The following is an 18,404-nucleotide window of genomic DNA, read 5'->3' on the forward strand; positions in this document are numbered from 1 at the left end:
CGCGATCCGCGTGGTCTCTGCTGATGCCGTTGACCCCAAACAGGCAAGTAATCTTGTGTGACCGATGCCACACGCCCTGGAGCTTCCGTACTTGGGCGTACCGAGGCATCCTGGAGCATCCAGACAAGCGAATTACAAGCGGAGAGATACTACGACGAAGCCCCAGACCGGGGACTTCGTCCCTGGCCTGGGGCTTAACGGTCGGGCTGACAGGACTTGAACCTGCGACCCCTTGACCCCCAGTCAAGTGCGCTACCAAGCTGCGCCACAGCCCGTTCTTGCCGCGTTGCCGCAGCGTGGACAACTGTAGCGCATGGCCCCGGGGGCCTCTGAGGCGAGGTCCCCCGTGTGAGGCGGGCTATTTGCGTTTGTCTTTTTTGCGGGATTCGCGGGGTTTGACGACCAGTTCGATGGGGGTACCGGGGAAGCCGAAATCCTCGCGGAGCTTGCGCTGGATGAACTTCAGGTACTGCTTCTCGAACGGGGCGTTGGTGAAGAGGATGAACCGCGGGGGCTCGGCGGCGGCCTGGGTCGCGTAGATGACCTTCGGGGCCTTGCCCGAGCGGGTCGGGTGCGGTGTGGCCGCCTGGAGCGTGCTGATCCACTGGTTCAGCTCGCCGGTGGTGATGCGCTGGCCCCAGCCCTGGAGGGCGACGCGGAGCGATCGGGCGACCTTCTCCACGGCCCGGCCGGTGAGGGCCGAGACGTTCACCCGCGGGGCCCACGACACCTGGCCGAGCTCGCGGTCGATCTCCTTCTCCAGGTAGTACCGGCGGTCCTCGTCGACCAGGTCCCACTTGTTGAAGGCGAGCACGAGCGCGCGCCCGGACTCCACGACCTGGGTGAGGACCCGCTGGTCCTGCTCGGAGATGGGCTCGGAGGCGTCCAGGAGCACCAGGGCGACCTCGGCGGCCTCGACGGCGGCCTCGGTGCGCAGGGCCGCGTAGTACTCCGTGCCGGACGCGAACTTGACGCGCTTGCGCAGGCCCGCGGTGTCGACCAGGATCCAGTCCTCGCCGTCGATCTCCACCAGGGAGTCGACCGGGTCGACCGTGGTGCCGGCGACGTTGTCGACGACGGCGCGGTCCTCGCCGGCGATGCGGTTGAGGAGGCTGGACTTGCCCACGTTCGGGCGCCCCACCAGCGCGATGCGCCGCGGGCCGCGCTCCTTGAGCTTGCCGGTCGGCACCTCGGGGAACGCCCACACGATCTTGTCGAGCAGGTCCCCGGAGTTGCGGCCGTGGAGCGCCGAGATCGGGAACGGCTCGCCGAGCCCGAGGCTCCACAGGTCGTGGACCTCCGACTCCTGCCGCTCGGAGTCGACCTTGTTCGCCACGAGCACCACGGGCTTCTGCGTCGAGCGCAGGATCTTCACCGCGGCCTCGTCGGCGTCGGTCGGGCCCACGCGCGAGTCGACCACGAAGACGATGACGTCCGCGGTGCGCATCGCCAGCTCGGCCTGGTACGCGATGGACTTCGCCATCCCGTCCGCGTCCGGGTCCCAGCCGCCGGTGTCGACCAGGCTGAACTGCTTGCCCGCCCACTCCGCGTCGTAGGCGATGCGGTCGCGGGTCACGCCCGGCTCGTCCTGGACCACCGCGGCGCGGCGGCCCAGGATGCGGTTGACCAGGGTCGACTTGCCCACGTTGGGGCGGCCGACCACGGCCACCGTCGGGACCGGGCCGCGGTCCTCCGTGTCGTCGAGGTCCACCTCTTCGAACTCGAGGTCGTCGGCCCAGGTCGGTTCGTCACTCATCGATGTCCCTGTTGTTCAGCAAGGCCAGGATCTTGGCCACTACCTCCACGATCGGCAGCGCCGTGGAGTCGATCACCACGGCCCCCGCAGGGGCCTCCAGGGGCTTGGTGGTCTTCGAGTCGGCGGTGTCGCGCCGCTCGAGGTCCTGCTTGGTCGCCTGGGCGTCGGCGCCGAGCTCGGCGGCGCGGCGCTTCGCGCGCTCGACGGGGTCCGCGGTGAGGTAGACCTTCACGTCGGCGTCGGGGGCCACCACTTCGACGATGTCGCGGCCTTCGACCACGATGCCCTTCTTCGCACCGGCGATGATCCGCCGCTGCTCGTCGATGAGGAACTTGCGGACCGTCTTGTTCCCGGCCACGGCCGAGACCGCCTTGGTGACGTCCTCGCCGCGGATCGCCAGGTCGGCGTCCTCGCCGTCGACGCGCGTGAACGGGTCGGCGGGGTCGGTGCCGAACTCCAGCTTCGCGTTCTTCACCGTCTTGGTGACCTGCGCGGTCTGGGACGGCTCGACGCCGGCCTTGAGGACGGCGAGGGTGGCCGCGCGGTACATGGCGCCGGTGTCGAGGTAGGCGGCGTCGATCGCGGTCGCGAGGGTCTTGGACACCGTCGACTTCCCGGCCCCGGACGGACCGTCGATGGCGACGACCGGTCCGCTCTTCTGCTCAGGCATGTCGGCTCCGTTCTTCATGTGCAAACCCCGCAAACCTACATCATGCCAAGTCACGCGCGGTATCCACGGCGAACGCTCCCCCGCGGGAGCGGTCCACTGTCGTCCTAGCGGTCCACGACCCGGGCCCCCAGCGGCCACAGCGCGAGCGGGACCATCTTCCAGTTCGCCACCGCCAGCGGCAGACCGATGACGGTGATCGCCAGCAGCAGCCCGGTCACCAGGTGGGCCACGGCCAGCTCCCAGCCGAACAGGATCAGCCACAGGAGGTTCGCCACCAGCGTCAGGCACCCCGCCTGCCGGTCGTAGACCACGGTCCGCCCGAACGGCCACAGGACGTAACCGGCCAGGCGCATGTTCGCGATGCCGAACGGGATCGTCACGATGAAGATGCAGAACACCAGGCCCGCAACGAAGTAGCCGATCGCGAGCCACAGCCCCGCGAGCACGAACCAGATGATGTTCAGAATCGTCTTCATGACCAGACCCTAACCGGGCCTTGCCCATCCCGTCGCTACAGCAGGCTGTACGACTACAGCCCGACCTCGCGGAACAGCTCCCCCACCTCGTTGGGGGTGAGCCGCCGCAGCGTCCCGGGCTTGAGGTTGCGCAGCTGGACCGGGCCGATCTCGGTGCGCACCAGGCGCGAGACGTGGTGCCCGACCTCGTCCATGAGGCGCCTCACAATGTGCTTGCGGCCCTCGTGGATGGTGATCTCGATCAACGACTGCCCCGCGTGCTCGTCGATGATCTTCAGCTTGTCGGCCTTCGCCAGCCCGTCCTCCAGCTCGACGCCCTTGAGCAACCGGTTCCAGGTGGGCTTGTCCATGATCCCGTTGACCTGCGCCCGGTACACCTTCGGCAGGCCGTGCGAGGGGTGCATGATCCGGTTGGCCAGCTCGCCGTCGTTGGTGAGCAGCAACAGCCCCTCGGAGTCGGTGTCGAGCCGCCCCACGTGGAACACGCGCTGGTCGATGCCCTTGGCGAACTCCGCGAGCGAGGGCCGACCCTCGTCGTCGTCCATGGTCGAGACGATCCCGCGCGGCTTGTTGATCGCGAAGTACACCTTGTCGACGTCGGTGATCACGCGCTTGCCCGAGACGTGGATGACGTCCTTCTCCGGGTCCACGCGCTGGCCGAGCCGGGCGGGCTCGCCGTTCACCTTCACCTTGCCCCGGGAGATCAGGTCCTCGGCGGCGCGCCGGGAGGCGATCCCGGCCTGCGACAGGATCTTCTGCAGTCGTACGCCCTCGGCGTCAGCGTTGTTCATCTTCCTCGATATCCGTCACATCGTCCGGTAGGAACGGGGCCAGCTCAGGCAGCTGGTCGACCGAGTCCAGTCCGATCTTCTCCAAGAACAGGGTGGTGGTGCGGTAGAGCGTCGCCGTCGAGTCCGGGTCGGTCCCGCACTCCTCGACCAGGCCGCGCGCCAGCAGCGTGCGGATGACGCCGTCGCAGTTGACCCCCCGGATGGCCGAGATGCGGCCGCGGGTGACCGGCTGGCGGTAGGCGACCACGGCAAGCGTCTCCAGCGCCGCCTTGGTGAGGCGGGCGGAGGCGCCGTCGGTCACGAAACGCTCCACGTAGCGGGCGTAATCGGCCCGGGTGTAGAAGCGCCAGCCGCCGGCTTGGCGACGCAGATCGAATCCGCGTCCGTCACCAGTGTATTCGGCGCTGAGCCGACCCAGCGTCTCGCGCACCTGTGAGCGCGGTCGCTCCAGCACCGAGGAGAGGAACTCCTCGGACAGGGGCTCCTCGGCGATCATGAGGATCGCCTCCAGGACGGCCCCCAGGTCGACGTCGTCGGGGACGGGGCTGGAGGCGATGGCCTCGGGTTCGTCGTCGGCCTCGGGCTCGGCTGTGGCGACGGCCAGCGCGGCCGAGTACTCGTCGCCCGCGCCGAGCGGTTCGTCGGCGGGCGTGTCGGAGCGCATCGGCGCGGCCTCCTGGCGCGCGCTCGGCATCCGCCAGGCCGCCAGGCCCTCCTCCAGGTCCCCTGCTCGTTCGGTCATTGGGCTGCGTCCTCCCCCGGCTCGGTGGCCGCGCCGGCGGGAGCCTCGGGCTCCTCGGGCGCGCCCGCGTACTCGTCGACCTCGATGTCGGTGGTGCCCATACCGCCGAGCCAGCGCACGGTGAGCTCCCCGAGGGCCTGCATCTGCTCGAACCCGACCAGGGCCTCGCGGTAGAGCTCCAGGAGCGCGAGGAACCGGGCGACGACTTCGAGGTGGGTCTCGCAGTCGGAGGTCAGGGCCCGGAAGGTCGCGGTCTGGACGCGCTGGAGGCGGCGGGAGAGGATGACGGCGTGCTCGCGCACGGAGACGCGCTGGACGTGGATGTGCCCGGTGCCGACGGTGGGGGGCGGCTTGGGCTTCATGGCCTTCCCGGCGAGGGCGGCGAGGGCGTCGGGGGTGAGGTCGAGGACGAGTTCGGGCAGGAGGCCCTTGTAGCGCTCTTCGAGGGCGACGTTGCGTGCGACGCGGGTGGCGGCGCCGTCGGCGAGCTCGGAGAGGGCCCCGGCGGCCTCCATGTACGCCTTGTACTGGAGGAGGCGGGCGAAGAGGAGGTCGCGGGCTTCGAGGAGCGCGAGGTCCTCTTCGTCGTCGACGACGGTGCCGGGCAGGAGCCGGGCGGTCTTGAGGTCGAGGAGGGTGGCGGCGACGAGGAGGAACTCGGAGGTCTCCTCGAGGTTCCACGCCTCGTCGAGGCCGGTGACGTAGGCGATGAACTCGGAGGCGACCTCGTGGAGGGCGATCTCGGTGACGTCGAGCTTGTGCTTGCCGATGAGCTGGAGCAGCAGGTCGAACGGGCCCTCGAAGTTGTCGAGCCGGACGTGGAAGCCGGTCTCGGCCTCGTCCGGTTCGCCCTCCCGCTGGGTCGGGAGCTGGGGCGTCTGCTGCTCGCTCACGCACGCAAGCTTAGACGGGCCCCGCAGACGCTACGGGGTGAACTCTGGGTTTCTTGGGGTGGAACGCGTTCGGGGTGGTCGGGCGGTCACTTGCCGCTACGTGTCGGTGTCGCTACTTCGACGTGCCGCTATTTATCCGTGGCGGCGATGAGCTCGCGGGCGAGCTGGCGGTAGGCGCGGGCGCCGGAGGAGGCGGGGGCCCAGGTGGTGATGGGCTCGCCGGCGACGGTGGTCTCGGGGAAGCGCACCGTGCGGGTGATGACGGTGCTGAAGACCTTGTCGCCGAAGGCTTCCACGACGCGCTGGAGGACCTGGCGCGAGTGGGTGGTGCGCGAGTCGTACATGGTCGCGAGGATGCCGTCGAGTTCGAGGTCGTAGTTGAGGCGCTCGCGGACCTTGTCGACGGTGTCCAGGAGCAGGGCCACGCCGCGGAGGGAGAAGAACTCGCACTCCAGGGGGACCAGGACCGAGTGCGCGGCGGTGAGCGCGTTGATCGTCAAGAGCCCCAGGGACGGCTGGCAATCGATGAGGATGTAGTCGAAGTCGGGCATGACCGGGCGCAGGACGCGGGCCAGGGTCTGCTCGCGGGCGACCTCGTTGACCAGCTGGATCTCGGCGGCGGAGAGGTCGATGTTGGCCGGGAGGAGGCGCAGGCCGGCGACGTTGGTCTTGACCATGACATCGTCGATGTCGACGTCCTCCTGCATGAGGAGGTTGTAGACCGTCAGGTCGAGGGTGTGGGGGTTGGTGCCGAAGCCGACCGAGAGCGCGCCCTGCGGGTCGAAGTCGACCAGGAGCACCTTGCGGCCGTACTCGGCAAGGGCCGCACCGAGGTTGATAGTCGTGGTGGTCTTGCCGACCCCGCCCTTCTGGTTGGCCATGGCGATGACGCGGGCCGGCCCGTGGCGTTCGAGCGGCTGCGGCTGCGGGATCTCGCGCTTGCTCGTGTAGGTCTCGGGGTCGGGCGAGGACAGGTCCCCGTCGCCGTCAGTGGGAGGCATCTGCGCGGCCCCGCGCAGGGCCGCCCATTTGTCGTTGCTGTCCACACTGCTCATTTCCGCCTCCGGGTGCGAGTCGGCACCGGGTGCCGGGCGTCTCACCATTGCCTGTCATAGCGACTGTACGTCAGTGTATCGAGGCTGTCGACGGCTTGCGAGACTCCGAGGCACCCGGTGTGGGATCGCCCGCTCGGCGGTGGGACGCGAGCGTCCCGTGTGTCCTCAGTTCTCGGCGAGGACCTGCGCGATCGGCTTGAGCGGCAGGTGGTGCGTGATCGCGACGGGCTCGTTGACGACCTGCCCGGCGTAGGTGTTCAGGCCCCCGGCGAGGGCGGCGTCGGTGCGCAGCGCCTCGGCCCAGCCGCGGTTGGCGAGCTTCATGACGTACGGGAGCGTCGCGTTCGTCAGCGCGTACGTGGAGGTGTTCGGGACCGCGCCGGGCATGTTGGCGACGCAGTAGAACAGCTTGCCGCCGTAGGTGAACGTCGGGTCGTCGTGGGTGGTGGCCCGCGAGTGGGCGAAGCAGCCGCCCTGGTCGATGGCGATGTCGACGAGGACCGCGCCCTCCTTCATGTCGGCGAGGACCTCGTCGTCGACCACGGTGGGGGCCTTGGCGCCCGGGACGAGGACGGCGCCGATGACGAGGTCGGCCTCGCGGCAGGCCCGCTTGATCTCGAAGCGGTTGGAGACGATGGTGCGCAGGCGCCCCTGGTAGAGGTCGTCGGCGGCGTGGAGCTTGTCGAGGTTGAGGTCGAGGAGCTCGACGTCGGCGCGCATGCCGACCGCGACGGCGGCGGCGTTCATGCCGGAGACGCCGGCGCCGATGATGACGACGCGGGCCGGCGGGGTCCCGGGGACGCCGCCCATGAGGGTGCCGCGGCCGCCCTCGGGGCGCTGGAGGTGGTAGGCGCCGGCCTGGACGGCCAGGCGGCCCGCGACCTCGCTCATGGGCGCCAGGAGCGGCAGGCGGCCGTCGGCGGTCTGCACGGTCTCGTAGGCGATGCCGGTGACGTGGCGCTCCAGGAGGGCGTCGGTGCACTCGGCGCTCGCGGCGAGGTGGAGGTAGGTGAAGAGGGTCTGGCCCGGGAGCATCCGGTGGAACTCGTCCTGGACCGGCTCCTTGACCTTGAGGACGAGGTCGCCGGTGCTCCAGGTGGAGTCGGCGTCGGGGCAGATGACGGCCCCGGCCGCGCGGTAGTCGTCGTCGGTGATGGCCGAGCCGAGCCCGGCTCCGGTCTCGATGCTGACGTGGTGGCCGGCGGCGACGAGCTCGTGGACGCCGGCGGGCGTGAGGGCGACGCGGTACTCGTTGTTCTTGATCTCGCGGGGGACGGCGACTTTCACTCTACGGGTTCCTTCCGAAGCGTTGTGCCAGTTCGGGGCCGGTCGGCGACCCGCACGGGCAGTCTAAGACGCGCAGCGTCCTCGGCCCGGCATTCCTTCTGGGTCAGCGGTTCGGACGGCGTCGTCGCCGTGATCGTAAGTCAGGCCCGCCGCGCGTGCGCGCGACGGGCCCGTGGTTTTCGGTAACACCGCTCGGTGGCGCCGACGTGCGACTCAGCGTCGTTCGAGGTGGAGCCTGGTGAGATTGAGCGCGAGCGCGCACACGCCGTTGCGGATCTCGCCGTCGGCGACGGCGGCGAGGGCCTTGTCGAGGTCCCACCAGACGAGTTCGATGCAGGTCTCCTCGTCGGTGCGCTCGTGCCGGTCGGCCTCGGGCACGGGGGTGAGGCCGGTGGCGAGGAAGTAGTGGATGAGCTCGTTCGAGATCCCCGGGGTGGTGTAGAACTCCCCGAGTTTGACGAGGTCGGCCGCGGCGAGGTCGACCTCCTCGGCGAGCTCGCGGCGGGCGGCCGCGGCGGGGTCCTCGCCCTGCACGTCGCGCAGGCCCGCCGGGAACTCCCACATGAGCTCCTTGGGCGGGACGCGGTACTGGCGGATGAGGCCGACGCGGCCCTCCTCGTCGAGCGGGACGGTGACGACGGCGCCGCAGTGGTCGAGGAACTCCCGGCGGGCGCTGCCGCCGCCGGGCATCGCGACGGTCTCGGCGGTCAGGTCGTAGCACCAGCCGTGGTGGAGCACGGCGCTGTCGAGGACTCGGTAGTCATGCACGGAGCCACAGTAGCCGGGTTTCACCGCGGGTTCAGGATTCGCCGGCGGCGTCCTTGAGGCGCCGCACGACGCCCTCGATCACCGCCGCGGACGGCAGGGGGACGCCCGCCAGCGCGGAGAGGAACAGGCCGTCGCCGACCAGCCGCACGATCTCGGCGGTGACGGGGTCCTCGACGCTCTCGTGCAGGAGTCTCGCCCAGCCGTCGAAGGAGAACAGGACGTCGCTGCGGGCGGCGGCGGACAGCTCCTCGTTGCCGCGCAGCGCGGTCAGCAGCGCCCACAGGCTGGCCGCGGACTCCTTCGAGGGGGCGGTGGAGTCGCGCAGGTAGGTCTCGACGACACCGTGGCTGCGGGCCTCCTGGAAGTTGGCCTCCTCCCGGGCCCGGAACCTCGCGGCGAGGCCGTCGTACAGGTCGGACTTGGACTTGAAGTGGTAGAGCAGGCCGCCCTTGGAGACGCCGGCCTCGGCGGCGACCTTCTCCAGGGTCACTCCCGAGGAGCCCTCGTTGACGAGGATGCGCTGGAGCGCGTTGAGAATCCGGTCACGCGTGCTCGGTTCGTCCTTGGTCATGCGACCTCCCGCTTGCTACTATACCGTCTGGACGGTACAGCGATCTCGCCTGAACCGTCGATTCGATCACAAGCTTCGCCGAAGCGCCCCAGGTGCCCACCTGCGGGCCGCCCGTTCCGTAGGCGGCCCTCGGCCCGCGAACCGAACCAGAGGAGGACACCATGACGACGACCCTGCCGCAGGACGCGGGCCGGCGCCCGCGCTTCACCGTGAAGCAGTGGTGGGCGCTGGCCGTGCTGGTGCTCCCCGTGCTGCTCATCTCCATCGACATGACCGTGCTCGGCTTCGCCGTCCCGTTCCTGTCCGAGGATCTCGAACCGACCTCCTCGCAGCTGCTGTGGATCGTCGACGTCTACGGGTTCACCCTCGCCGGACTCCTGGTGACCATGGGCACCATCGGCGACCGCGTCGGCCGCCGGAAGCTCCTCGTCATCGGCTCCGCGGCGTTCGCCGCCGCGAGCGTCGTCGCCGCGTACGCGACCTCGGCCGAGATGCTCATCGCCGCCCGCGCGTTCCTGGGCCTGGCCGGCGCCACCCTCATGCCGACCACGCTCGCGCTCATGCGCAACCTCTTCACCGACGGCCGCCAGCGCAAGTTCGCCATCGCGATCTGGGCCTCCGGGTTCTCCGCGGGCTCGGCCGCCGGGCCGATCGTCGGCGGCTGGCTGCTGGAGCACTTCTGGTGGGGCTCGGTGTTCCTCATGGCCGCACCCGTCTCGATCGCGGTCATGATCGCCGCGCCGCTGCTGCTGCCGGAGTCCAAGGACCCGAAGCCGGGCCCGCTCGACCTGCTCAGCGTCACCATGTCGTTCCTGGCGATGTTCCCGTTCGTCTACGGCGTCAAGACCATCGCCGAGAAGGGCGCCTCCTGGACGGCCGCCGCCGCGATCGGCTTCGGCATCGCCATGGCGGTCCTGTTCGTGCGGCGCCAGCGCCACCTGGAGCACCCGCTCCTGGACCTGAACCTGTTCGGCATCAGGCGCTTCAGCGCCTCGCTCGCGACGAACTTCACCATCGTGTTCGCGATGATCTCGTCGCTGTTCCTGCTGACGCAGTACCTCCAGCTCGTGCTCGGGTACTCCCCCATGCAGGCGGGGCTCCTGCTCTTGCCGGAGATGGCGGTGTCGGTGGTCGCGGGCCTGGTGGCCGTGCGGCTCTCCGAGCGGATCGGCATGGCGCGCACCATCGTCGGCGGCCTTGTGTTCGTCATCACCGGGTTCGCCGCCATGGCGCTGGTAGGTGTGGACGAGGGCGCGCTGGTGGTCGTGGGGGCCTCGGTCCTCATCGGCACCGGCGCCGGGCTGGCGCAGACCGTCACCAACGACGCGATCCTCGCCGCGGCCCCGGCCGACCGGGCCGGGTCGGCCTCCGCGATCTCGGAGACCGCGTACGAGCTCGGCGGCGCGATGGGCGTCGCCCTGCTGGGATCCCTCGCGACCGGGATATACCGGAGTGAACTCGGGGACGCGCCCTCCGGCGCGTCGGAGACCCTGGGCGAGGCCGTGCACGTCGCCGCGACGCTCCCGGCCGAGGCCGGCGACGCGCTGCTCACCGCCGCGCGCACCGCGTTCACCCACGGGCTCCAGACCGTGGCACTCATCGCCGCCGGACTGATCCTGGTCTCCACGATCGCCGTCGGCCGGGCCCTGCGCGAGAAGGCCAAGGCGTAAGGGACGCAAGCGGAAGGGGCGGGACTCATGCGAGTCCCGCCCCTTCCTCATATGTCTTATTCGATGTCGAGGCGCTCGGCGGCCTGGCGCTTGAGCGCCGCCGCGACCAGGCCCGCGAACAGCGGGTGCGGGCGCGTCGGGCGCGACTTCAGCTCCGGGTGCGCCTGCGTCGCCACGTAGTACGGGTGCTGCTCGCGGTCGAGCTCGATGAACTCCACCAGGCGCCCGTCGGGCGACAGCCCCGAGATCACGAACCCGGACTTGCCGAGCTGGTCGCGGTAGGCGTTGTTGACCTCGTAGCGGTGCCGGTGGCGCTCGTTGACCTCGGTCGCGCCGTAGACCTCGGCGACGATCGAGCCCTCGGCGAGCTGTGCCGGGTAGGTCCCCAGGCGCATCGTGCCGCCCATGTCCCCGCGCCCGGCCACGATCTCGGTCTGGTCGGCCATCGTCGAGATGACCAGGTGCTCGGCCCCCCGGTCGAACTCCTCGGAGTCCGCGCCGACCAGGCCCGCGATCTCGCGCAGGCCCTCGATCGCCATACACTGCAGGCCCAGGCACAGCCCCAGCGTCGGCACCCCCCGGGTGCGCGACCACGTGAGCGCCTGGATCTTGCCGGGCACGCCCCGGTCCCCGAACCCGCCGGGGATGACGACCGCGTCGACGCCCGCGAGGGACTTCGCGGTCGCCTCCGGGCTGCCGCACTCGTCGGAGACCACCCAGCGGACGTTCACCTTCGCGCGGTGCGCGAACCCGGCCGCGTGCAGGGCCTCGACCACCGACTTGTACGCGTCCGGCAGCTCGACGTACTTGCCCACGATCGCGACCTCGACGGTCGACGCCGGGTTGTGGACCCGGTCGAGCAGGTCGTCCCACGCGGTCCAGTCCACGTCCTTGAACGGCAGGTCCAGCTTGCGGACCACGTACGCGTCCAGGCCCTCCGAGTGCAGGGTCTTGGGGATCTCGTAGATCGACTTCGAGTCGGGCGCCGAGACGACCGCCGCGTCGTCCACGTCGCAGAACCCGGCGATCTTGCTCTTGAGGCCGTCGGGCAGCGGGCGGTCCGAGCGGCAGACGATCGCGTCGGGCTGGATGCCGATGCTGCGCAGCTGCGCCACCGAGTGCTGCGTGGGCTTGGTCTTCATCTCCGACGACGCGGCCAGGTACGGCACGAGCGAGACGTGGAGGAAGAAGCAGTTGTCGCGGCCGATGTCGTGCCGGTACTGGCGGATCGCCTCCAGGAACGGCAGCGACTCGATGTCGCCGACCGTGCCGCCGACCTCGGTGATGACGACGTCCGGGACGCGCCCGGTCTCCGGGTCGGCGTCGGCCATCGCCGCGAGGCGCGACTTGATCTCGTTGGTGATGTGCGGGATCACCTGGACCGTGGCCCCGAGGTAGTCGCCGCGGCGCTCCTTCGCGATGACGTCGGAGTACACCTGCCCGGTGGTGACGTTCGCGTGCTTGGAGAGGTTCCGGTCGAGGAACCGCTCGTAGTTGCCGATGTCGAGGTCGGTCTCCCCGCCGTCGTCGGTGACGAAGACCTCGCCGTGCTCGTACGGGTTCATGGTCCCCGGATCGACGTTCAGGTACGGGTCGATCTTCTGCATCACCACGTACAGGCCGCGGGCCGTCAGCAGGTTCCCGAGACTGGCGGCGGTCATGCCCTTGCCGAGGGCGGAGGTGACCCCACCGGTGACGAAGAGGTGCTTCGTAGTGCGGATCTGACCATTTGCGGCGCTGGCCAAGGCGGACTCCCGTGGTGTTCGTGTGCCGAACGAGCTGCCGAGCGGTGCCCTTGTCTAGCTCGCAAGCTTCGCTAGATGCAGCCGGTGGATCGCTTCATCCACGGGATTCCACACTAACACTTTCGCCGCTGTTTTCCTCATCGACCCACGAGGGTGCGTCGACGATCATGTTCGAGTACTCCCCGTCCTTCACGTGCGCGCGGGCCAGGACGCGGTGACTCATGATGACCGCCAAGGGAACCATGACGGCGAGCGCCGAGCCGAGGCTCACGATGCCCTTGCCGAGGAGGAACCCGGCGATGCCGGAGCCGACGACCGCGGCGGAGAACGCGGCGCGCAGCGGCGGGTACAGGCCCCAGGCGCGGCGCAGGCCGCCGCCGGGGCGCAGGAGCACCAGCCAGCAGTAAGCGCCCGCGAGGACCGCGAGGAGGCTCATGGGCGAGGTGAAGATCGCCACGACGTTCGAGCCGACCCCGGAGGCGATGACGCCGTTGGTGTCGCCGAGGACGTCCCCAAGGAACGCGCCGAGCTCGCCGCGCTCGGCGGCGGGCCGCTGGTAGTCGATCCAGCTCAGGCCGAACAGGACCGCGACGCCGGCCAGGCCCGACCACACGAAGCGCTGGAACGTGACCCAGCCGCCGGTGGCGAGCGCGGCGGCGAGGCAGGTGCCGACGATGAAGGCGACCGCGGCGGGCACGGAGTCGCCGAGGAACCCGGCCGAGACCACCAGGACGCCCACGGCGCCCGTGCCGGCCATGACGGGGGCCTGGTAGCGGCGGGGCAGGCGCCACGCCGCGGCGGCCGCGAGGAGCCACAGGGAGGCGATGAACATGCCCGTGGCGACCGGCCCGAGCTCGTTCGAGGCGGAGTCGGCCACGGTGTAGTCGCCCAGGAGAGTCCCCAGGGGGTCCTCGGTGTGGATGATCATGGCCATCACGGTGACGATGATCCCGAAGGCCGACACGGTGATCATGAGGCTCGCGGGGCCGCGGCGGCCGGGGATGAGGATCGCCGCGAAGGCGCAGACCACGGCGATGGCGAGCGCGGTGAGCGGGCCGACGACGCCGGGGCTGGGCGCGGACCACCACCCGAAGAAGTCGGCGAGGATCGCGGCCGCGGTGAACAGGGCGCACACGAGCGCCGAGACGATGTTGAGCCGCATGAGCCATAGCGGCGGGGGCTTCACGCCGGGCTGGCCGGCGCGGCGCAGCAGGTGCAGCAGCGGCCAGGCCACGAACGTGAGCGCGAGGAACAGCAGGATCTGGAGCCACTGGGTGGCGGGCGCGGCGACGGCCGCGGCCAGGAGGCGCACGTCGGTGTCGTCGAACACCGCTTGGCGGTCGTCGTAGGAGAGCGTGTCGGGGGCGGCGCCGGCGGCGGTGCCCTTGACCGATTCCGGGAGCGGGGCGTCCAGGAGCGTCAGGATCGTGGCCGTCAGGTCGGTCAGGCGCAGGTAGCCGGGGCGCTCGGCGGGCAGGTCGAAGAGGTTGTGGCCGTCCTCGGCGCCGAAGTTCGCGACCGCGGCGAGGAGCCGGTTGGGCTTCTCGACCTGGCTGACGCCGGTGACGATGAGCGCGGCGTCGTCGCCGCGGGCCTCGTCGAGGGCGGCGATCATCTCGTCGAGCGCGGCGAGCTTCGACTCGCGCAGGTCGGCGTCGACGGGCAGGACCCCGCCGTCGACGACGGTGAGCGGGCACTCGGACAGGAGCGAGGCGAGGGCGCGCCCGGACGGGAGGTTCGGGGCGTACTCGCCGAGGCTGCCGACCGAGTTCGCGGTGGCGTAGGCGCCGCCGGGGCCGACGCCGGTGGCGCAGGAGGTCCCGGCCGCGAGCATGCCGATCTCGGCGCCCTGGTCGAGGTCGCGGTTGAGCGCGACCAGGTCGGTCATGCCGGTGACGGAGTCGCCGTTCGCGTCGGTGGTGATCGCGTCGCCGGAGACGGGGCCGCAGTCGGCGGAGTCGCCGTAGGAGCCGGCGACCGCGGGCGCGCCCGCGGAGAGGGTGAGCCAGCCGTCGAGGGTGCACGTGAAGCTGCGGCCAGAGTCGGTGTTCAGCTCGGCGAGCGAGCCGTGCTCGGCCAGCGCGGAGAGGTGCGGGGTGGACTCGGCGTCGATGTCGTTCCAGGACAGGCCGCCCACGCCCACGACGATCACGGCGTCGACGGTGTCGGGGATGGTCTCCTCGGGCTCGTCGGGGAGGAGCTGGATGATCGCGAGCGCCGCGAGCAGCGCGGCGGCGATCCACACGGCGACGGGGCCGCGGTTCTCGGCCACGGTGCGGGCCACCGATTTGCGGGCCTTGCGGGCGAGCCGCCCGGCGTCGAGGTTGCGCGCCACCGGTTATCGGCCGGTCAGTTCGAGGTAGAGCGCGTCGAGGGCGTCGAGCATCTGGGCCTCGTCGGGCCAGGTGGCGGCGCGGGCGAGGCTGGCCTCGCGGTAGGAGTCGAGCTTCGCGGCGTCGCCGAGGAGGCCGCGGACGGCCTGGTCGAGGGCGTCGACGTCGCCGACCTCGAAGTAGACGCCGGCGTCGCCCACGAGTTCGGGGATGCCGCCGGTGCGGGTGGTGACGAGCGGGACGCCGGCCTGGAGGGTCTCCTGGGCGAAGAGCTGGCGGGCCTCCCACTGGCTGGTGACCAGGGAGAGGTCGGCGGCGGCGAGGAGGTCGCCGACGTCGCTGCGGTGGCCGAGGAGGCGCACGTCGGCCCCGGCGGCATCGATGAGGCCCTGGAGGCGGTCGCGCTCGGGGCCGTCGCCGGCGACGGCGACGACGGGCGCGGGGTCGAGGGCCTTCCAGCGGGCCGCGGCGGCGATGAGGGTGTCGTAGTCCTTCTGCGGGTGCAGGCGGCCCACGGACAGGAGCAGGGGCCGGTCGCCGATACCGAGCTCCTCGCGGACGGCCCGGGGCTCGCCGGTGGCGCGGCGCGGCGGGGCCGCGACGGGCGCGAGGCGGGCGTCCTTGGCGCCCAGGCCGACCAGGTGCTCGTGGAGGTCGGAGGAGGCGGCGAGGGCGACGTCGACGCCGCGGGCCAGGCGCTTCTCGATCTCGTCGGAGACGCGGCGCTTGACGCCGGAGGTGATGAGCTGGTTGTGCCAGGTGGTGACGAGCGCGGCCCCGGAGGGGCGGGCGGCGAGCGCGGTGATCCCGGCGGTGAGCCCGTGGGCGTGGACGAGGTCGACGCCGCGGCCGGTGATGCCGCCGAGCGCGTTGCGGGCGGCCCACCACGCGAGCGGGAGTTCGGGCGAGGGCTTGGCGGTGATCGGCGCGGGCGCGAAGCGGGCGCCGCGGGCGCGGAAGCCGAAGCGCTCCTCGGTCTCGGGCGGGCCGACGACCAGGACGGCGTCGCCGCGCGCCACGAGCCCTTCGGCGACCGAGGCCACGTGGGTCCCGATGCCGCCGGTCGAGGGGCCGAGTACCAGTGCGATGCGGCGGTGGCTCACGTGTCTGCTCCACGGTTCTCGTCGGGTTGCTGTGCTTCTGACGACCGTATTCTGCCAGCGCGTCGCAGGACCGGGCGCACGACACCGGATCCCCCGATCAGGGCGGCGACGCCGAGGTAGACGACGCCGGTGGCGGCGCCGACGACGACGCCCTGGACCAGCGCCGAGTAGATCGTCTCGGCGTGGCCCCACAGGATGATGAGCTCCCGGGCGGCGAGCACGGCCGCGACGGCGCCGACGACGGCGGCGATCGCGGCCCTGGGGATGCCCGCGAGGCTGGCGCGGCCGGTGTGGCGCGCGATCGCGGCGGTGAGGGCGAGCCCGATGACGGTCATGCCGATGGACCACGCGATGGCGAGCGCGAGCGTGCGGTCCTCGATGGGCATGAGGTCGGCGAGCACGATCGCGGCGACCGCTCCGGCGGCCCAGCCGATCGAGGTGGCTCCGGCGGCGTACTTGTTGCGGCCGATGGCGTACAGGCCGCGCGAGTAGATCGCGAACATCGAGTAGCCGAAGAGTCCGAAGGCGAGTCCGGTGAGCGTGCTCTGGAGCTGGATCTGCGTCGCGAGCTTGCCGTCGGAGGAGACCGAGGCCAGCACGGTGCCGATGGGTTCGGCGAGGCCCGCGAGCGCGGCGACGCCCAGGCCCGAGAGCAGGAGGACGGCGCGGCCGGACTGGGCGAGGCGCCATTGGTATCGGTCGTGCTCGCCGAGGGAGAACGCCTCGGCGAGCACCGGGTAGGCGGCGGTCGCCAGAGGGACGGCGAGGATGGCCCAGGGCAGGAGGAAGAACGTCTGCGAGACGGTGAAGATCGCGGAGGGCCCGTCACCGGCCTGGTTGGCGAGCGCCAGGAGCAGGGCCTGGCACAGCTGCTGGGCGCCCACGGTGATGGCCCCGGCGATGGCGAGGGACTTCAGCCCGGAGGCGACGTGGGTCTCCATGCGCCAGGCGGGTCGGATCTTCAGGTGGAGTCCCCGCAGGGGGAAGATCAGGCAGCCGGCGAGGACCGCGACGCCGCAGGTGGTGCCGAGTCCGAGCAGGAGGATGTCGTTCTGGGAGACGGCGGCGGCTTCGTCTTCGCGGCCGGAGAGGCCGCCGTAGACGACGTACACGCCGGCCATGACGACGCTCGACACGAGCGGGGCCAGTGCCGGCCAGGCGAAGCGGCGGTGGGACTGGAGGATGCCGGTGAGCACGACCGCGACGCCGTAGAGCGGCAGCTGGGGGGCGAAGAGGACGAGCAGTTCGACCGCGGTGTCGATGGTCGCCTGGGCGACGTTGTCGCCGGGCATGAGCAGCGTGATGATCGGGCGGGCGAACAGGGCGACGAGGAGGCCGGCCGGGACCAGGATCGTCAGGGCCCAGGTGAGCAGGGCGGAGGAGATCCGGCCGACCTGGGCGGGGTCGTGGCGGGCGAGCGGCGCGGCCAGGAGCGGGATGACGAGGGCGGCGAGCGCTCCCCCGGCGACGAGCTCGAAGATGATGTTCGGGATGGAGTTGGCGGTCTGGTAGGCCGTACCGAGGCTGGCCAGGCCGATCGCCCAGGTGAACACCATCGTGCGGCCGAAGCCGGCCAGGCGGGAGGCGACGGTGATCGCACCGATGACCGAGGCGGCACGACCGACTTCGCGTCGGGTCTCGGTCAAGACTTGTTCCGACCCAGCTCGTCCAGCTGTCGCAGCACGGGCGTCTCGGCGATGACCTTGGTGAAGCTCCACTTCTCCGAGGCGGCGATGAGCGCGGCGACGCCCGCGAGGGCGACGTGGCGGCCGATCATGCCGGTCCGCGCGATGTAGGCGAGGCCGAGGAGAGCGCCGAGGGCGTTGGCGCCGCCGTCCCCGAGCATGGTCTTGCCGTCGAGGTCGTCGGCCAGGGCGGCGCCCGCGGCGGCCGAGACGGCGAGCGCGGTGTTGGCGCCGCCCCCGGCGGTCGCGCGGCGGGACTTGGGGCCCACGGGGCGCGAGAGCGGTGCCGAGGCGAGCGTGACGACCTTGAGGGCGCGGCCGGGCCGGAGGTCGAACAGGTTGATGACGTTGGCGGCGCCCGCGATGACGCCGCCGCCGACGCCCACGTTCCACACGCGCCGGGCCAGGCTGCGGCGGTCGTCGGTGAGCTCGCCGTTCTGGAGGTCGATGAGGGCCGCGGAGGCGAGCCCGGCGCCGGAGATGCCGAGGATCTTGACGAGGCCGGCGGAGACGCGTCCCTTGAGGAGGGCGCCGACGTGGCCCTTGAAGCCCTTGGCCTTCTCCCCCTTGGCGTCGGCGATGTCGTCGTAGAGGCCGACGGCGCCGGCGGTGAGCCCGGCGGCGGCCGCCGCGGCGGCGTAGGCCGGGGAGTTCGCCCCCAGGACCGCGCCCGCGGTGGCGCCCGCGGTGATGCCGGGGCCTTCGGCCAGGCTCACGGTGTCGCCCTTGTGGTTGATCCGTTCCAGGTCGGCGGCCCACTTGGAGCGTCGGATGAGGCCGATGGCGGCGATCGTGCCGCCCGCCGCGACTCCTCCGAGGAACGCCCTACCGACGGTGCGCGTCAACTGGCTCATGGCCG

At 71.2% G+C, this 18,404-nt stretch carries 16 protein-coding genes and 1 tRNA gene; 1 reads left to right on the forward strand and 16 read right to left on the reverse strand.

Translation table 11 applies throughout. The annotated features are described in order from the left end of the window. Positions 1 to 201 precede the first annotated feature (201 nt). The 11 genes from BLS99_RS00500 to BLS99_RS00550 all read right to left on the reverse strand — a co-directional run bounded on the left by BLS99_RS00500 (position 202) and on the right by BLS99_RS00550 (position 9,009). Positions 202 to 275, reverse strand: a tRNA-Pro gene (locus BLS99_RS00500). Between the two features lie 83 nt (positions 276 to 358). Continuing rightward, positions 359 to 1,756: a ribosome biogenesis GTPase Der gene (gene der, locus BLS99_RS00505; protein ID WP_091041716.1), complete on the reverse strand. Its 1,398-nt coding sequence runs from the start codon at positions 1,754 to 1,756 to the stop codon at positions 359 to 361. After that, complete coding sequence (gene cmk / locus BLS99_RS00510) at positions 1,749 to 2,426, reverse strand: (d)CMP kinase (protein ID WP_091044631.1); 678 nt, start codon at positions 2,424 to 2,426, stop codon at positions 1,749 to 1,751. Before cmk ends, der begins: the two co-directional genes overlap by 8 nt. Positions 2,427 to 2,530: 104 nt before the next feature. Further along, positions 2,531 to 2,902: a YccF domain-containing protein gene (locus BLS99_RS00515; protein WP_091041718.1), complete on the reverse strand. Its 372-nt coding sequence runs from the start codon at positions 2,900 to 2,902 to the stop codon at positions 2,531 to 2,533. A gap of 53 nt (positions 2,903 to 2,955) precedes the next feature. Then, on the reverse strand, positions 2,956 to 3,693 hold the full coding sequence (locus BLS99_RS00520) for a pseudouridine synthase (protein WP_091041721.1): 738 nt from the start codon (positions 3,691 to 3,693) through the stop codon (positions 2,956 to 2,958). Beyond that, complete coding sequence (gene scpB, locus BLS99_RS00525) at positions 3,680 to 4,435, reverse strand: SMC-Scp complex subunit ScpB (RefSeq protein WP_091041725.1); 756 nt, start codon at positions 4,433 to 4,435, stop codon at positions 3,680 to 3,682. The genes BLS99_RS00520 and scpB overlap by 14 nt, the downstream gene beginning before the upstream one ends. Then, positions 4,432 to 5,328, reverse strand: a complete 897-nt coding sequence (locus tag BLS99_RS00530; protein WP_091041728.1) for a segregation and condensation protein A — start codon at positions 5,326 to 5,328, stop codon at positions 4,432 to 4,434. Before BLS99_RS00530 ends, scpB begins: the two co-directional genes overlap by 4 nt. 128 nt (positions 5,329 to 5,456) lie before the next feature. Then, positions 5,457 to 6,329: an AAA family ATPase gene (locus BLS99_RS00535; protein WP_091044635.1), complete on the reverse strand. Its 873-nt coding sequence runs from the start codon at positions 6,327 to 6,329 to the stop codon at positions 5,457 to 5,459. Between the two features lie 219 nt (positions 6,330 to 6,548). Continuing rightward, positions 6,549 to 7,670 (reverse strand): alanine dehydrogenase, encoded by a 1,122-nt coding sequence (ald, locus tag BLS99_RS00540; protein ID WP_091041732.1) that lies wholly within the window; start codon positions 7,668 to 7,670, stop codon positions 6,549 to 6,551. Positions 7,671 to 7,883: 213 nt separating this feature from the next. Then, entirely contained in the window at positions 7,884 to 8,438 is a 555-nt protein-coding gene (locus BLS99_RS00545) for an NUDIX domain-containing protein (RefSeq protein WP_245712117.1), read from the reverse strand. Between the two features lie 31 nt (positions 8,439 to 8,469). Continuing rightward, positions 8,470 to 9,009 (reverse strand): TetR/AcrR family transcriptional regulator, encoded by a 540-nt coding sequence (locus tag BLS99_RS00550; RefSeq protein WP_091041735.1) that lies wholly within the window; start codon positions 9,007 to 9,009, stop codon positions 8,470 to 8,472. A 161-nt stretch (positions 9,010 to 9,170) separates the two neighbouring features. Between BLS99_RS00550 and BLS99_RS00555 the strand changes: the two genes are divergently transcribed. Further along, on the forward strand, positions 9,171 to 10,679 hold the full coding sequence (locus BLS99_RS00555; RefSeq protein WP_091041737.1) for an MFS transporter: 1,509 nt from the start codon (positions 9,171 to 9,173) through the stop codon (positions 10,677 to 10,679). Positions 10,680 to 10,735: 56 nt separating this feature from the next. On the opposite strand, the gene BLS99_RS00560 is transcribed toward BLS99_RS00555, so the two are convergent. From BLS99_RS00560 to BLS99_RS00580, 5 genes are all read right to left on the reverse strand, one after another. Beyond that, positions 10,736 to 12,424 (reverse strand): CTP synthase, encoded by a 1,689-nt coding sequence (locus BLS99_RS00560; protein ID WP_091041740.1) that lies wholly within the window; start codon positions 12,422 to 12,424, stop codon positions 10,736 to 10,738. A 94-nt stretch (positions 12,425 to 12,518) separates the two neighbouring features. Beyond that, positions 12,519 to 14,759 carry a hypothetical protein gene (locus tag BLS99_RS00565; RefSeq protein ID WP_091041743.1) on the reverse strand — a complete coding sequence of 747 codons (2,241 nt, stop codon included), beginning with the start codon at positions 14,757 to 14,759 and terminating at the stop codon, positions 12,519 to 12,521. A gap of 3 nt (positions 14,760 to 14,762) precedes the next feature. Then, positions 14,763 to 15,860: a glycosyltransferase family 4 protein gene (locus tag BLS99_RS00570; RefSeq protein ID WP_091041747.1), complete on the reverse strand. Its 1,098-nt coding sequence runs from the start codon at positions 15,858 to 15,860 to the stop codon at positions 14,763 to 14,765. Next, positions 15,857 to 17,506 carry a murein biosynthesis integral membrane protein MurJ gene (murJ, locus tag BLS99_RS00575; protein ID WP_091041750.1) on the reverse strand — a complete coding sequence of 550 codons (1,650 nt, stop codon included), beginning with the start codon at positions 17,504 to 17,506 and terminating at the stop codon, positions 15,857 to 15,859. The genes BLS99_RS00570 and murJ overlap by 4 nt, the downstream gene beginning before the upstream one ends. Next, positions 17,503 to 18,399 carry a hypothetical protein gene (locus BLS99_RS00580; RefSeq protein WP_218126131.1) on the reverse strand — a complete coding sequence of 299 codons (897 nt, stop codon included), beginning with the start codon at positions 18,397 to 18,399 and terminating at the stop codon, positions 17,503 to 17,505. The genes murJ and BLS99_RS00580 overlap by 4 nt, the downstream gene beginning before the upstream one ends. Positions 18,400 to 18,404: the final 5 nt, after the last annotated feature.

Origin of the sequence: Glycomyces sambucus (assembly GCF_900102815.1) — a bacterium.
GTDB classification, from domain to species: Bacteria; Actinomycetota; Actinomycetes; order Mycobacteriales; family Micromonosporaceae; genus Glycomyces; species Glycomyces sambucus.

What these genes read in the sequence shown, in the direction of transcription:
- BLS99_RS00515 (WP_091041718.1), bottom strand. Translation starts at nt 2,902, where the DNA reads ATGAAGACGATTCTGAACATCATCTGGTTCGTGCTCGCGGGGCTGTGG.
- scpB (WP_091041725.1), bottom strand. Translation starts at nt 4,435, where the DNA reads ATGACCGAACGAGCAGGGGACCTGGAGGAGGGCCTGGCGGCCTGGCGG.
- cmk (WP_091044631.1), bottom strand. Translation starts at nt 2,426, where the DNA reads ATGCCTGAGCAGAAGAGCGGACCGGTCGTCGCCATCGACGGTCCGTCC.
- BLS99_RS00520 (WP_091041721.1), bottom strand. Translation starts at nt 3,693, where the DNA reads ATGAACAACGCTGACGCCGAGGGCGTACGACTGCAGAAGATCCTGTCG.
- BLS99_RS00535 (WP_091044635.1), bottom strand. Translation starts at nt 6,329, where the DNA reads ATGCCTCCCACTGACGGCGACGGGGACCTGTCCTCGCCCGACCCCGAG.
- der (WP_091041716.1), bottom strand. Translation starts at nt 1,756, where the DNA reads ATGAGTGACGAACCGACCTGGGCCGACGACCTCGAGTTCGAAGAGGTG.
- BLS99_RS00580 (WP_218126131.1), bottom strand. Translation starts at nt 18,399, where the DNA reads ATGAGCCAGTTGACGCGCACCGTCGGTAGGGCGTTCCTCGGAGGAGTC.
- BLS99_RS00550 (WP_091041735.1), bottom strand. Translation starts at nt 9,009, where the DNA reads ATGACCAAGGACGAACCGAGCACGCGTGACCGGATTCTCAACGCGCTC.
- BLS99_RS00555 (WP_091041737.1), top strand. Translation starts at nt 9,171, where the DNA reads ATGACGACGACCCTGCCGCAGGACGCGGGCCGGCGCCCGCGCTTCACC.